The sequence below is a fragment of the Kitasatospora sp. NPDC088160 genome (assembly GCF_044741445.1).
Classification (GTDB): Bacteria; Actinomycetota; Actinomycetes; order Streptomycetales; family Streptomycetaceae; genus Kitasatospora.
The window spans coordinates 21,903-36,606 of sequence record NZ_JBIUSS010000015.1 but is presented as its reverse complement, the minus strand read 5'-3'; the positions used below and the strand labels follow the sequence as shown (position 1 = coordinate 36,606).

Here is a 14,704-nt window from a genome sequence, read left to right as displayed (position 1 = left end):
CGGCCGAGGTGAGCCGCGCATCCACCGACTCCGTCCTGGTCGACGTGAACACCGGCCCGGCCGCCTCGTACACGGGGCTGCGGGCGGGCATCGACGCCCTGCGTGCCGAGGGCGCCGACTTCACCGGCCTCGCGGCCGGGCACCCGTCCGAATGGGCGGAGCTCTTTCCCGCCGAGACCGCGCCCGGCACCGCGCCGCTGGAGGAGATCGCGCTCGCGCCCTCCGAGCGGCGGCTGCACCGGGAGAGCGAGCAGGTCTACCGCGTGCTGACGGTGGCCGCGACCGCCCTCTGCACGGGCACCGCGCAGTTGGGCAGGCCCCTGCTGCTCAGCGGGATGGGCGGCACCGACCTGTCCTCGCTGCGCGGTTTCATGCGGGCCTTCGAGCACGCGCAGCTCGTCGAGGGCGCCGAACTGCTGCTGGACGCACCGACGTCCGTGCGCGAGCCGGTCGGCCGGTACGCCGACTACCGCGGGGAGCGGGTGCGCTGTCTGCGCCGCATGGGGCTGCCGGTCACCGAGGGCGACCTGGCCGTGGACCTGGGTACGGCTCCCGACGCCGGATTCGAGCCGGTGTCCGAGGAGGGCGAACTCTTCCTGCGGGCAAGGGACTCCGAGGGCTCCGCCGTGGACCGGGTGGCCGCCGCGCTGGCCTACTGCCGCCGGGCGTTCTTCTCCACGAACTGGGAGGGCATGGCGGTCGTCGCCGACGAGGCGATCGGGCTGCTCGCCGGCATCCCCGAGTCGGGCATACCCGGGCTGCTCGCCGAGGCGGAGCGCGAGGAGGAGCTCGTCCACGCCATCGAGTTCGAGACGGCGATCCTGCGCGGCACCGCCGACGTACGCGGTTTCCTGCTCAAGGTGCTCGGCATCCAGGCGGGCTTCCGCGGGGACCAGGACACGGCCCTCGCCTGCTTCCGGGCCATCCGGGAGGACGCCGCCGGCCTCTCCCCGGAGCTGCGTGCCCAGTCGCACCTGTACTCCGCGCTCACCCTGTCCAAGCGCAAGAACCGGCTGGCGGAGGCAGTCGCCGAGGTGGAGCAGGGCTTTGAGGTCGTCGGGGAACGTCCGGGCGAGGCCGAGAGCGTACGCCGCGAGCGCGGCTGGCTGCACAACCTGCGCGGGCTGACCCTGTTCGCGGAGCGGCGCCTCGGGGCGGCCTTCGAGCACGAGAAGCAGGCGCTGGCCTGCATGGCGGGTCTGACCGACGCCAGTGCCGCGCATCTGCGGATCAACCTGTACTCGAACATCAGCGTGCTCCAGGAGAAGGCGGGCAAGCACGCCTCGGCCCTGGCGACCTGGGAGAAGTTCAAGCAGGCCGCCGGCTCGTCGAACGCGGGCTTCCGCAAGCACCACGCGTACCGCAGCGCCGGGCTGCGGCTGCTCGTCGGCGAGCGGGACGCCGCCCTGGCGGACCTGGACACTACGCTGGAGAACGCGGCCGAGCTCGGTGACCGCTTCCACGAGACCGAGGTGCGTCTCGAACTGGGCATGCTGCACGCCTCCGGCGGTGACGCGAGGACGGGCGCCGAGCAGTACGAGCGCGCCGAGTCCGCGGCGCGGCTGCTGGGCGACCCGTACCGCATCGCGCTGGCCCAGGCGGGTCGGGTGATGACGACCGGCTCCGTGGCCGCGGCCGGGTCGGTGGCGGCCATGGCGCCGCTGAGCCTCACCCGTCCCGGTGCGGCGGACGCCCTCGCCAAGGCCGTCGCCGACGGCGGTGACCTGCAAGGGCTGCTGCCCAGGCCGCGGACCAAGCTCAACCGCCCGTTCGACCTGATCAACTTTCAGGACTGAGGCCATGACCGACCATGCGACCCAGGGGGAGACGGGACAGCGGGCCAGGTGGCAGCTCTACGATCGGCTGCTGCTGCGGCGGGCGGGCTTCGGCATCGGCCTGCTGACCGCTCTCGGTGACGGGCCGGCGGGTGCCGCGGCCGCGGAGTACCGGGAGGTGGTGGCGCGGTTCGAGCGGAGCCGCGCCCGGCTCCAGGAGGCGATCGCCAAGTCCGTCACCGGCGCCGACCGCGAGCGGGACCGGGCCGGACTGCGCGAACTGTCGAAGCTGCGCGGCCGGGTGGGCCGCCGGCTGCCGGTGGAACCCGACCCGCGCGGCGGCGACGTGGCATCGGCAGTGGCGTCGGCGGTGGCATCGGCGGTCGACGGCTACCGCGCGGCGCACTCCGCTCAGCAGCAGGCGGGCGAGCGGCTGACCGCCGCGCTGGGTGAGGAGGTGCTGCGGCGGCCGGAGCGGGTCCGCGACCTGCTCCGCGACGAGCGGGTGTGCGACGCCCTGCTCCAGTTGTCGCCGTCTTTCCACACCGAGGCGGTGCGCTGGGTCGACGGCTGGCAGCAGCAGGACAGCGCGACGGGCCGCAACCGCGCCAAGGACCGGTCCTTCTACCGCCGGGTCTACCTGTACGGCCAGCGGCTCGGCGCGAAGAACGAGACGACCAGCTTCTTCGGTCCGCTGGTGCACGGCCGGGTCGACCGTGGGGCCGAGGGCACCGTCCTCGGCCCCGAGACGGCCTGCGGCTACCACGTCCTGGAGGCGCAGACCGCGTTCTGGGCGGTGTGCGAGCTGGCCAAGCTCATCGGTACGGACCCGCAGGTGCGGGACCGCCCGCCCGTGGCCTGGATGCCGTCCTGCCGCAGGACACCGGGCAGGACACCGGGCAGGACACCGAGCGGGACACCGGGCGGGACACCGGGCGGGACACCGGGGTCGGGCGAGGTGCCGGGGACGGCGTCGGGGACGATCCAGTCCGCCGACGGCCGCCGGATCACCCTGTCCGGGGTGCGGTGGCAGCTCGCCGAGGCCGTCGACGGGCGACGTTCCCCCGTCGAACTGGCGGCGCTGGCGGGGCTCGACCTCGCGGAGACGCGCCGGGTCCTGGACCGGCTGCGGCAGGCCGGGGCCGTCCGGCTCTGGCCCGAGCCGCCGTCCACGGCGGCGCGGCCGCTGGACTGGCTGGTCTCCTGGGCCGACCGCTACGCGGAGGGCACCGCCTGGCCGGTGCGGCTGCGGGAACTGCGCGACCTGGGCGACGCCTACGCGGCGGCCGACGGCCACCGCGCCCGGGCGGCCGCGCTGGAGCGCGTCGAGGAGTGCTTCACCCGGCTCACCGAAGTCGACGCACGTCGCGCCGGCGGCCGGATGTACGCGGACCGGCTGGTGGTGTCCCTGGACGCCAAGGGCGACCAGAGCCCGGTGGTGGTCGGTGGCGACGTGGCCGGGCGCTGGGAGTCCGAGCTCAGCCCGGTGCTGGACGTGGCCGCCCGCTACGGCGAGCTCCAGCAGCACGCGGCGGCCGAGCTGTGCGCGGGGATCCTGCGCGAGGCGGGCGGCGGCGCCATGCCGTACGACGAGCTGATCCGCCGGATGCGCGCCTCGGTCGAGGCGGGCGGTCTGGACCGGCTCGCCGGGCCACTGATCGGGTTCAAGCGGGACTACGCGGCACTGGTGGAATCCGCCGTGCGGGGCCAGGAGGCCCGGCTCTCCCCCGCCGAGCTCGCGGGGTTCGCGCCCGAGCCCGGCCGGCCCCGTTTCGTCAGCCCTGACCTGATGCTGGAGAGCCGGGAGGACGGCGGCGGACTGCTGGTGCTGGGCGAGCTGCACCCGTACGTCTTCGCCTGGGGTTCACAGGGGCTGTTCAGCGACGAACAGGACCGGATGCTGGGCGACTTCGCGGCGGGTCTCGAACCGTGGGGCGGCCCCGAGCGGCTGGCCACGGTGATCCGCCGCAGGCGCCACAAGGGCCTGGTGGCCGACTGGTTCCCGGGCCGCTTCATCGAGATCACCTCGGTGGCCACCGACGACCGGGAGCGGACCGTGCCGCTGACCGATCTGAGCGTCGTCCTGGTGGACGGCACGCCCCGGCTGCGCACCCCGGACGGGGAACTGACCCTGTACGCCGGCGAGGACGACCACGTGCACCTGCGGGCCTTCGCCGCACCCGGAGTGGGGCTGCCGCTGGTGCGGATCGGGGACTTCGCGCCGAGGATCGTGGTCGGGGACCTGCTCGTGCAGCGGGCGCGCTGGTGGTTCGACCGGGCCGACCTCGGGGTCGACGCGGCGCGCGACCCCGCCGCCGCCTTCCTCGCCGTCCAGTCGCTGCGGGCCCGGCACGGAGTGCCCCGGTTCTGCTTCGCCTCCCTCGCGCACGAGCCGAAACCGGTCGGAATCGACCTGGACAGTCCGCTGGCCGTCGACGCCCTGGTGGCGATGGTGCTGGCCGGTGACAGCGCGACGGTGTCGCTGGCCGAGATGAGGCCTGCGCCGGACGCGCTGTGGCTGCGCCACGGCGGGGCCCCCGTGACCTCGGAGTTCCGGATCGCCATGAAGAGGGCATCGTCATGACCCACCGATCCCACCGATCCGACCGATCCCACCGGTCCGACCGATCCGACCTGTCCGACCGATCCGACCTGTCGCCGCAGGAGTCGGCGCCGGCGCCGCGGCGGCACGGCTGGGAGCTGCTGCCCACGGTCGTCCTGCGCAGCGCCGGGTTCCCCTGGCAGATGGTCGAGCGACTGGCCTGCGAACGGACCCGTCTGCTCATCGAGGAGCTGTTCGCCCTGGAGGCCCGGTCGGGCGACGTGGCGTCACGGCTGCACCCGGCGGGGCGGCTGTCCCGGGGCCAGCAGGCGAAGTTGCGCGGTCTGCGGCCGCTGCCCGCGTCGGACAACCTGCCCGCCGACTGGCTGGCCGAGTGGAACGCCGCGGCGGAGCGGGTGAGCGCGGTGCGGGAGCGGCTCGCCGCCACCGTCGAGGCCGACACGGCGGCGGTCGACGAGGCGCTCGCCGCCGTCCGCACCGATCCGCGGGTCAACGACGCCATCGTCTGCTCATCGCCCGCCGTCCACCGCGATCTCGCACGGGGTGCGACCGGCGGCCGGATCCGGCGCCAACTCGCCTCCTACGCACAGCGGCTGGCGTCCAAGAGCGAGACGATGAGCTTCTTCGGGCCCATCAACTACGGCAGGCTCAGCCCTGGCTCCGACGCCGCCACGGCGCTGGACTGGGAGGGCCACACGGCGATCCGGGTCCGCCAGGCGCACACCGCGGCCCGGGTCAACGACGCCGTGCAGGACCTGCTGCTGGGCGACCCGGCGCTGGCCGAGCGGCTGGCACCGGTGCGCAAGACGATGACGGGGCCGCCCCGCGGTACGGGCGTCGGCGCGGCGCTGCTGCGGGAGGCCGACGGCGTACGGACGGTGGCCGGGATCGCGTCCGGGTGCGGCGCCGGTGCCCTGGAGGCGGTGGAGGCGTTCGCGGCCGCCGTGGCGAAGGGGACGCTGACGCACACCCTGTGTCCGCCGGCGACCGTGGTCGACCCGCTGCGCTGGACCCTGGAGCGCATCGACGCCTCGGACACCGAGACGGCCGCCCGCGCGGCCGGGGTGCGGGCCCTGCTGGTGAAGGTGCTCGAACTGCTCGACGGCTACCCGTCGGCGCCGCCCGAGCGGAAACTGACCGTCCAGGCCGAACTGGAGTCGCTGCTGCCCGTCACCGACCGCTCGGCGGAACGCGGACGCTTCTACAACGACCGGGTCATCATCCACGAGGCCGCCGTCGGCACGGCCGGGCTGGAGGTCCGTGGACCGCTGGCCCGCGACATGTGCGACGCCGTCGCGCCGGTGCTCGACCTGCTGGCCCACGAGGCCGAGGCGACCCGCGTACGCACCAACCGGGCGGTCGCGGCCCGGCTCGGAGCGGGAAGGATCCCGCTGCTGCGGGCGCTGCGGGAGTGCGCGGACCTCGCCATCGAGCCGGGTGGAGAGCTCGGCGCCGAGCTGAGCCGGGTGGTCGAGGCCGAAGGCGCGGACCGGGCCGAACTCGACGTGGCGGGGCTGCTCGCCGCACCGCCACCGCCTGCCGCCCCGGTGCTGTGCTCCATCGACGTCCTGATCGCGGCGCCCGACCTGGCCGGGTACGAGCCGGGGGTGACCCCGCTCGTGCTCGGCGACATCCACGACGCGGCGCTGCTCACCCCGTGGGCGCTGCAGTTCCATCCGGACGCCGCGGCGCTGCTCGCCGAGCGGGACGCCGGGGTGCGCAGGGCCCTGGGCGACCAGCTGGCCGTCAACGTGATCTCCCGTCGTACGACCGGGCTGCCGCCGCTGGAGTTCCCCGGCGTGGTGCTCGAACTGGGCGGCAGGGCCGGCGCGGACCGGGAGCGGATCGGCCTGGACCAGCTGTGGCTGGAGAGCGACGGCGAACGGGTCGTCCTGCGCGGCGAAACCCACCCCGGCCGGAGCCTGCTGTTCCACAACGGCGAGCTCGACACCGCCGTGCACACCGCGCTGGCACTGCCCCGGATCCGCCGCCCGGTGCTGCCGGACCTGCCGCACGTGCCGCGGCTGCGCTGGGGCAACGTGGTGTTCTCGCGGCGCCGCTGGGCGCTGCCGAGCGCGGCGCTGCTGGAGGCGCACGGCAGCCGGCAGGAGGCCGAGCGGCTGCTCGCCTCGGCCCGGCTGCTCCGGGAACGGGGCCTGCCCGACCGCTTCTTCGCGAAGTCACCGGCCGAACGCAAACCGGTGTACGTGGACACCGCGAGCCCCGAACTCCTCAAGGGCATGGCCCGGCTGGCGGGCACGGCGGAACAGCTCCTGCTGTCCGAGACGCTGCCCGCACCCGAGGACGCCTGGCTGCGGGACGGGGAGTTGCGCTTCGCCTCCGAGCTGCGCTGTGTGTATCTGCGAGGCGGTGGTGAGCGGTGACGCGCCGGGTGGTGCTCCCTCCCCTGTTCGATCCGAGTCTGGAACCGGAACTCGGGCCGGACGACGAACTGATCGACGTGAACGCGCACTTCGTCGCACGCCTCGCGGGCACCGGGGCACTCGCCGCGCTGGCCGACGACTACGCCCTCGGCAGGCGCGGCGGGAGCGACCCCGCGGAGGACCGGACCAGGGCGCTGTTCGCGCGGGCCGCCGCACGGGTCACCGCGCTGGTCATCGCGCGGGGCGGCCATGGCGCGGGCCGGCTGCGCGCCATGGGCATGGCGCTGCGGCTGGCGGGCGAGGCCGATCCGGCCCTGCGGCTGGCCGCGGACGACGTGGAACTCGTCGACGGCACCACCGAGTGCGGCGCCGATGTGGTGCTGGCCGCGCAGCGAACCGAGCTGCTGGGGCCCGAGGCGCGGTGGACACGTGCGGCGGCCCCGGACGGGCGGGTGCACCTGGTGATCGAGACCGACCAGCAACTCCCTGCGGCCGCGGTGCTCCTGGAGGCGCTCGGCCCCGGAAGGGTCGTGCTGTGCGGGCGTTTCGCCACCGCGCACCGGGAGGCGCTGCGCGCGCTCGCCCCGTTCTCGGCGGCGGCGGGCTTCGACGACTGGGCTCCGGCCTGGCGGCTGGGCAAGGAGTGGTCGGGGGACGACACGCCGGTCCGCTGGGTCCGCCGCGCGGCCGACTGGCAGGCCGGCGCCCCCTGGGCGGGCTGGCTGACCCCGGACGAGGCGGCGGCGCTGCCCGCCGGGGCGTGGCGCGAGTGCCGGGGCGCGGCGCTGACCGTGGCACGGCTGGCGTCCTGGGCCGAGGTGACGGGGGCGGACGGCAGCCGTACCGATCTGCGGGCCGTCCTGGACGCTGCGGACGCGGTGGACGGGGCGGACGGGGCCCTGCTCCGGGTCGAACTGCTCGTCGGGGCGCCCGGGGTGGGTGCCGAGGAGACGACCGGCACGGCGCGGAGCCTGCTGTCCGGGCCCGGCCCCCGGCTCGCGGGGCTCAGCCCGTTCCGACTGCCGACGGCCGGTGGCGGTGCGGCACCGCAGGCCTGGGGCGGCGTGCCGCTGATCCGGCACCCGGCCCCGGGGCACGATCTGCCCCGCTGGGACCGGTTCAGCGGGCCCGGGACGCTCGACGAAGCGGCGCGCGCCGCGGCGATCGGCGCACTCAACGCCGAACTCGGTGCCGTGGCCGACCTGTTCCCCGGCCGGTTCGCCTGCTGCGTGCTCGCCGCACCGGACGGGACCGCGGTGTGGGAGCCGTCGGCCGCCGTCGTGGCCGGGGAAGGGCCCGGCCCGGACGGCCAGGGCCCGGGTTCGTTCGTGGTGAACCTGCGGACGGGCAGCGCGTTCCGGCTGCATCCGAAGCTGACGCCGGTCGTGGAGCGGCTCTCGTCCGGCGACACCGCCGTCCTGGACCGGATCAGCGACGGTGCCCGAAGGAAACTGACCGACCGGCTGGTCCAGGCCGGCGTGATGCGGAGGAGCCAGTGAGCCGACAGTGGCGCATCGGGCGGGAGTTCATCCTGCGCCATGCGGGAATGCCGTTCGACTGGCTGGAGGAGCTGGGCGCGCCCCACTCCCTGCTGGAACTCGCGGACGAGCTGCTCGACCGCGAGCGGACCGTCCTGGAACTGGTGGAGGCGCAGTTCAGCGGGCCCCGCGCCGAGTCGCTGCGCTCCGACGTGCTGCGCGGACGGGCGCGGCAGCTGCCGGCGTCCGGCGGGGCGCAGTGGAGGCCGGCGGTGAGCGCCTGGGCCGACGCCTGGGAACGCTACGCGCTCGCCTGCCGGCAGGCCGACGACGAGGCCGGCAAGCGGCTGCGGGACCTGCTGGCGGATCCGGGGGTCTCCGAGGCCGTGTTCCTGTCCAACCCGGACGCGTACCGCAACATGCTGCTCCCGCTGCTGGCATACGAAGGCCCGCTGACCTCGCGCTGGCGCCGGGTGCGCCGGCAGATGTTCACGTACGTGCAGCGGTTCTGCGCGAAGAACGAGACGGTGAGCTTCTTCGGGCCCATGGCGTACGGCACGGTGGGCGAGGGTGAGGGCGCCGTACTGCGCGACGACGTGCCCCGCGTCCGCCGGGTGTTCTTCTCGCACTGGGCGGCGCGTGCGCTGGCCACGGCGATCGCCCGGGACCCCAAGATCCTTCCGCATCTCGCGTTCCACTCCACCGGACGTGGTGACGCGGCGCGGGAGCCGCTGCTGCCGCTCGTGGCCCCGGACGGAACGGTGTTCCGCGACGTGGTGCGCGCCGCCGGGCAGCCGGCCCGCGACGTGGCCAGGACGCTGATGCGGCTGGTGGCCGAGGAGGCCGTCACCATCGGCCTCGGCGGCGGCGACTACGACCTGGAGCCCCTCGCGACCCTGCGGGACCAGCTCTCCGCGCTGCCCGCCTCGCCGGCCCGCGAGCTGTGGCTCGACCGGACAGCCGAACTCTCCTCCCTCATCGGCGAGTTGGCGGAGGTGCCGCTGGAGCGCAAGGCGGCCGCCGTCGCCGCCCTGGAGGAGCGGTTCACCGAGTTCACGGGCAGGCCGGCCAGGCGGGGCGCTGGTGCGGCGTACGCCGACCGCGCCGTGTTCTTCGAGGAGTGCGCGTCGCCCTTCGCGCTGACCCTCGGAGCCGGGCTGGTCGGCGACTGGGAGCGGCAGCTCGCCCCCGTGATGGAGGTGTGCGCCGCGCACGGGCAAGCCGCCCAGCGCGCGGCGGCGGCCGCGGTGCGCGACGCCTTCACGGACGGCACCGCAGGAGGGGCGGGCGCCGAAGGCCGCGACGGATCCGGGCCACCGGCGACCACGGAGTTGGACCTCCTCACGTACGCGACCCGAGCGGCCGCGAGCCGGTCCGACTCGACCAGCACCTTCCAGGCAGCCCACGCACCCGTCTACCCCGGCGCCGACTGGCGGTCCGAGGTCGAGCGGCTGACCGAGGAGGCCGGGGCGCTGGACGGCGACCGGTACGCGGTCATCGACCTGTGCCCCGCGGCGCCGGACACCTCCGGGCTCGGCGCCGCCGCCCCGCTCGTCCTCTCCCGCGCCCACCACCACCTGCTGGTGCGCAGCTGGCTGGGCACCATGCACCCGGATCCGGACCGGCTCGGCGCGGACGCCGCCGCCTGGACGGCGGCGCAGGACGGCGCGGTCGTCGGCCTCGACTTCGGGCGCCGCAACAAGGGCTACTACCGCTTCCCCGGCCGTGAGGTCGCGATGCGCCCGCTGACCTGGACCGACCACGATCAGCCGGAGCTGCTGAAGCCGGAGGACCTCACCGTCCGCATCGGGCCGCACGACGTCACCCTGCACGATCCGGACGGCAAGGCGGTCAGCGCGTACGTCCCGCTGAGCGACTTCGTCAAGTACGCCCCGATCGCCGCCCTCTCGCATCCGCAGGTGCTCCACCCCACCTTCACCACCGAGGACGCGCAGCCCGAAGTGGCCCTGGGGTCGGTCGTCCTGCAGCGGTCCCGGTGGCAGGTGCCCACCGCGGCGCTCGCGGCACCGGAACCCGAAGCGCGGTTCCTCGCGCTGCGCAGGCTGGCCCGGGAGACCGGAACGCGGTTCGTCTTCTGCCGCAGCGCCCATGAGCGCAAGCCGTACCTGATCGACCTGGCCTCACCGCTCGCGGCCGACCTGGTCAGCCATGTGGCGCGCGGCGCCGAGCAGTTGGGCGTGGAGCGGATGGCGCCGGGGCCGGACGAGCTGTGGCTGCGCGACGGCGAGGGCCGGCGCTACACCAGCGAGCTGCGGATGCAGATCATCGGCAGCAGCGGCAGCAGGAACAGCGACGGCAGCACCGACAGCGACGGGAGCAGCACGCGATGACGCACACCACGCTCTTCGCCGAGCACTCGCTGCGGATGCGGGCCGACGTGCTCCCGGACGGCGCCGTCTCCACCGAGCGGACCTCGGTGCGCGGAATGAGCGTCGAACGGCACCTCGACCGGGGCTTCACCGAGCACCGCTTCGCCGACGGCGACGACCTGCTGGCCTCGGGCGCCGCCGGAGCGGGCCCGGAGGCCGCCGACGCGCTGCGCGAGGTGCAGGAACGGCCGCTGTTCGAGCTGACCCCCGAGCTGCGCGCCGAGCTCGCCGGGATCGCCGCCGAGACCGGCGCGGAGCTGACCCTGGGTGTGGCCCAGCAGCACGTCGCCGCCGGCAGCGCGGACCGCGTCGCCACCACGGAGCGGATCGTCACGACCCTGGAGACCAGGCTGACCGGCGACGACGGCACCGTCCACTCCCGGTCGCTGCTGTGCGCCCCCGCGGGCTCCGCCCCGGACGGGCTGAGGGACGCGGCCGTGCGGACGGCCGACGCGGTGCGCGAACGCCTCGCACTGCCGCTCGCCACCGAACTCCCGGACGGCGCCGACCTCGTGCTGCTGCCCGGTCTCGCCGGGGCGTTCTTCCACGAGATCGTCGGGCACCCGATGGAAGCCGACGTGGTCGCGTCCGGAACGAGCTACCTCGGGGCACGCGCCGGGCGGCGGGTCGCACCCGCGTGGCTGTCGGTGGTCGACGGCGGTGCGCACGACGGGCCGGGCTACCGCAGTCCGTTCGACGACGAGGGCACCCCGTGCCGCACCCTGCGGCTGATCGACCGGGGCACGGTGGGGCGGCCGATGACCGACCGGGCGCTCGCCGCCCTGCTCGGCGGCGGCCCCGGCACGGGCCACGGGCGCAAACAGAGCTACCGGCATCCGGCGATCCCCCGGATGACCCACACCGTGGCCCTGATCGAGCCCGCGGCCGAGCCGGAGCCGCCCTCGGGCGACTGGATCGCCCCGTACGGGCTGCGGCTGGACATGATGAACATCGCCTCGGGCGCCTTCGTCTTCCACGCCCCGTTCTCCCTGCTGCACCGCGCCGACGGCAGCACCGCCCGGCTGGGCCCGCTGACGGTGACCGGTGACGGAGCGCGGGTGCTCGCGGGCCTGCGGCCCTACGAGCACCGGGTCGCCGCCTACCTGCGGGCCACCGGAGGCTGCGGGAAGCTGGGGCAGTACCCGGTGCCGGTGTCGTTCGCCAACGCCGGATTCCGGCTGCCGGCCGGACTCGTCGGGCTGCGGGCGGTGGCCCGTGGCTGAGACCAGGACACGTGCCTCCGGAATCGTCACGCCCACCCGCGGCGCGGCGCGGCTGACCGTCTCGCTCGACACCCTGCGCCTCGAACGGGACGCGAAGGGCCGGGTCACCGGCTCCCGCCGGGTCGCCGGGTCGCCGGACCAGGACGCGGGCAAGGAGACCGGGCTGCTGCTCACCGAGGCGGCCGAACGGACGGCATCGGCCGTCGCCGGACTCCAGAGCGCGGTGGCGCAGGTCCACGAGTGGCGTGACGGCGACGGCCTGCCGGTGTCGAGGCGGGCCGAGCTGCTGGCCCGCGTCGAGACCCCCGGCGGTCCGGTGCTGCTCGGCACCAGCGGCCAGGGGGATCCGGCCGGGCTCGTGGAGGCGCTGCCCTGGGGCGAACTCGGGGCGCTCTCGGAGCCGTTCGTGCCGGCCGACCCGCCGGACGACTGGCGCGAGCGGCCACTGCTGCTGCGGCCCTCCGCGGCGGCGGTGCTGGTGGCCGGTGCGGCCTTCTCGCTGACCTCGCGCGGGGGTCGCGCGACCGCTGCCCGGCTGGTGGGGCGGCGCATACTGCCGCAGCTGACCCTGACCGATCTGCCGTCGGCGCCGCCCGAGTCGGGGCTGGACGACCGGGGCGACCCGGCGGCGGCCACCGTCCTGGTCGACGGCGGCCGGATCTGCCCGCCGCCCCCGCTCACCGAGGGCATCGCGCTCGGCCGGGCCGTGTGGGACCACGACACCGGCGGGTTCGGCCCGCCGCCGCTGGCCCGGCTCGAACTCGGCGGGCCCCGGGCCGAGGTGCCCCCGGACGCGGTGGAACTCGTCTGGTGCGTGGAGGGCCTCCAGCGCTACCACGGCGACGGCACCGTCCGGCTCCAGTGCCTGGCCAGGGTCGCGGACCGGCCCGGCGGCTGGTTCCGCCTCGCCCTGCGGGGCAAGCCCGTCCACCTGCTGCGCCAGGCCCGCGGCCTGGCCGGCCCGCCCATGGCTGTCCACAGCGACAGCGACGTGACCACCCGCTCGCTGGTACTCGCCGGCGCGGCCGAAATGGAAGGTGCAGGACATGCCGTCGTCACCGTCATCACCCCCTGACTTCACGCTCATCGGCGGAGGGATCGTCGGCGCCTGCCTCGCCGAGGAGTTGAGCGACAGCGGGGCGTCGGTCCGGGTGCTCGACTCCGGTGCCGAACCCGGGCACGCGACCAACCGCGCGGCGGGGGTGGCGGTTCCCTCGCTGCGCTACCTCACCGACCGGGAGTTCTACGACTGGCTGCGGACCGCCAAGCGGGACCTGGACGCCGACGTCGCCCGGCTGGAGCCGGAGTACGGCGCGTTCAGCGTGGCCAGGCCCATCCTGCGCGCCCTGCGCGAGACGGACGTGGAGGCCCACGGCGACGTGCTGAGCGGGCTCGGCGTCGGCGACTGGGTGGAGGGCGGCGCCCTCGCGCAGGCCGCGCCCGGGCTCAAGCTGCCGACCAGCAGGCGCTACCTCCTCGACCCGGACGGGCTGATGATCGACGGCCGCCGCTACCTGGACGCCGTACGGCGCCGGTGCCTGGCCCGGGGCGTCGACTGGCGGCAGGGCGTCACGGTCCGGGAGGTACGCGAGGAGGGCGCGGCCGTCTCGGTGGTGACCTCCGACGGGACGCTCCGCGCGGACCGGGTGGTGATCACGGCCGGTGCCTGGAGTTCGGGCAAGGGCCTGGCCGAGGCGACCGGAGTCCGGCCGCAGCGCGGGCAGATGGCGGTGCTGCGGACCGACGAGGAGCTGAACTGCATCCTGTCCTCCGCCTACTACCTCGCGCCCGGGGTCGGTGACGACGTGATCGTCGGTGCGACGGAGGAGGACACGGGGTTCGCCGAGCACGTGACCACCCAGGGCATCGCGCACCTGCTGCGGTTCGCCACGACCGTCATGCCGGGGCTCGCGGACTCGGTGCCCGTGGAGCTCCGTGCCGGACTGCGCCCGGTGTCCGGCACCGGACGGCCGCTGGCGGGCGCGCTGCCCGGCCACGAGCGGATCTTCCTGTCGGCCGGCCACGCCGGGCACGGGCTGCTCTCGGCGCGCGCCACCGGCAAGGGCATGGCCGCCGGCCTGGTCGGCGACGACTGGGAGGCCCTGCCGTACAGCATGTGCCCCTCGCACGCCCTGGGCGGTGCCTCCTGATGCGCATCGACCACGTGATCCTCGGCGCGCGGACCATCGAGCCGCTGCGCGAACTGCTGTGGGACCAGTACGGGTTCGGCATCACCGACGGCAGTCCCAACCCGGACGGCACGGCGAGCTGGGTGGTGCCCTTCGACACGCCCGACGTGCAGTACCTGGAACTGCTCGTCACCCACGACGAACGGCGGCTGGCGGGCGAGGACTTCGGCCGGCTGTTCCTGGAACGGACCGCGGACGGGCCGGACTTCCTCAACTGGGCGGCACTGACCGACGACATCGAGTCCACCGCGCGCGAGGTGGAGACGGTCACCGGAGCGGATCCGGACCTCTTCCGCGGCGAGTCGGTCCGGGCCGACGGCCTGAGCGTGCCGTGGGCGGAGGCGGCGTTCGACCTGTCGTGGCGCAGCCGGGTACTGCCGTTCTTCCTGAGCTACGGCGACCCGCAGGCGCGCGCGGCACGGGTGCCGGGCGATCTCGAGGCGGCCGGGCACCGGGTGTGCCCGACGTCGCTGCGGCTCCTGGAGACAGGCCCGGCGCCGGAGCGGGACTGGGCGGACCGGTGGCCCGGACTCGCCGCGCTCGACGTCCTCGTCGACCCCGCGGCGGGCCCCCGCATCTCGGCGGTGCACATCGACACCGCCGAGGGCGAGACGGTGGTGCGGCTTCCGTGACCCCCGCACGCCCCGCACCCGCGGGGGCACCGGGCGGCCTCCGCCGCAGCACCGCCGCGGCCGGGGCGTC

Annotated in this window: 9 protein-coding genes; all 9 read left to right on the top strand. The window is 75.3% G+C overall.

What is annotated here, in order from left to right:
- Positions 1–8: 8 nt before the first annotated feature.
- Genes ACIOGZ_RS23460 through ACIOGZ_RS23420 form a run of 9 tightly spaced genes read left to right on the top strand, consistent with a single transcriptional unit; the run spans position 9 to position 14,634 of the window.
- On the top strand, positions 9–1,796 hold the full coding sequence (locus ACIOGZ_RS23460) for a hypothetical protein (RefSeq protein ID WP_400987095.1): 1,788 nt from the start codon (positions 9–11) through the stop codon (positions 1,794–1,796).
- Positions 1,797–1,800: 4 nt separating this feature from the next.
- Positions 1,801–4,359: a hypothetical protein gene (locus tag ACIOGZ_RS23455; RefSeq protein WP_400987093.1), complete on the top strand. Its 2,559-nt coding sequence runs from the start codon at positions 1,801–1,803 to the stop codon at positions 4,357–4,359.
- Entirely contained in the window at positions 4,356–6,722 is a 2,367-nt protein-coding gene (locus ACIOGZ_RS23450) for a lantibiotic dehydratase (protein ID WP_363586673.1), read from the top strand. The genes ACIOGZ_RS23455 and ACIOGZ_RS23450 overlap by 4 nt, the downstream gene beginning before the upstream one ends.
- Before the next feature lie 8 nt (positions 6,723–6,730).
- Positions 6,731–8,221: a hypothetical protein gene (locus ACIOGZ_RS23445; protein WP_400987091.1), complete on the top strand. Its 1,491-nt coding sequence runs from the start codon at positions 6,731–6,733 to the stop codon at positions 8,219–8,221.
- The gene (locus ACIOGZ_RS23440; protein WP_400987089.1) at positions 8,218–10,551 is read left to right on the top strand and encodes a lantibiotic dehydratase; all 2,334 of its coding nucleotides are present in this window, start codon (positions 8,218–8,220) and stop codon (positions 10,549–10,551) included. The genes ACIOGZ_RS23445 and ACIOGZ_RS23440 overlap by 4 nt, the downstream gene beginning before the upstream one ends.
- Entirely contained in the window at positions 10,548–11,813 is a 1,266-nt protein-coding gene (locus tag ACIOGZ_RS23435; RefSeq protein WP_400987087.1) for a metallopeptidase TldD-related protein, read from the top strand. The genes ACIOGZ_RS23440 and ACIOGZ_RS23435 overlap by 4 nt, the downstream gene beginning before the upstream one ends.
- A complete protein-coding gene (locus ACIOGZ_RS23430; RefSeq protein WP_400987085.1) occupies positions 11,806–12,888 on the top strand; it encodes a hypothetical protein in 1,083 nt (360 codons plus the stop codon). Before ACIOGZ_RS23435 ends, ACIOGZ_RS23430 begins: the two co-directional genes overlap by 8 nt.
- Positions 12,860–13,963 carry an NAD(P)/FAD-dependent oxidoreductase gene (locus ACIOGZ_RS23425; protein WP_400802944.1) on the top strand — a complete coding sequence of 368 codons (1,104 nt, stop codon included), beginning with the start codon at positions 12,860–12,862 and terminating at the stop codon, positions 13,961–13,963. Before ACIOGZ_RS23430 ends, ACIOGZ_RS23425 begins: the two co-directional genes overlap by 29 nt.
- Complete coding sequence (locus ACIOGZ_RS23420; RefSeq protein ID WP_363586667.1) at positions 13,963–14,634, top strand: VOC family protein; 672 nt, start codon at positions 13,963–13,965, stop codon at positions 14,632–14,634. Before ACIOGZ_RS23425 ends, ACIOGZ_RS23420 begins: the two co-directional genes overlap by 1 nt.
- Positions 14,635–14,704: the final 70 nt, after the last annotated feature.

What these genes read in the sequence shown, in the direction of transcription:
- ACIOGZ_RS23455 (WP_400987093.1), top strand. Translation starts at nt 1,801, where the DNA reads ATGACCGACCATGCGACCCAGGGGGAGACGGGACAGCGGGCCAGGTGG.
- ACIOGZ_RS23450 (WP_363586673.1), top strand. Translation starts at nt 4,356, where the DNA reads ATGACCCACCGATCCCACCGATCCGACCGATCCCACCGGTCCGACCGA.
- ACIOGZ_RS23435 (WP_400987087.1), top strand. Translation starts at nt 10,548, where the DNA reads ATGACGCACACCACGCTCTTCGCCGAGCACTCGCTGCGGATGCGGGCC.
- ACIOGZ_RS23425 (WP_400802944.1), top strand. Translation starts at nt 12,860, where the DNA reads ATGCCGTCGTCACCGTCATCACCCCCTGACTTCACGCTCATCGGCGGA.
- ACIOGZ_RS23420 (WP_363586667.1), top strand. Translation starts at nt 13,963, where the DNA reads ATGCGCATCGACCACGTGATCCTCGGCGCGCGGACCATCGAGCCGCTG.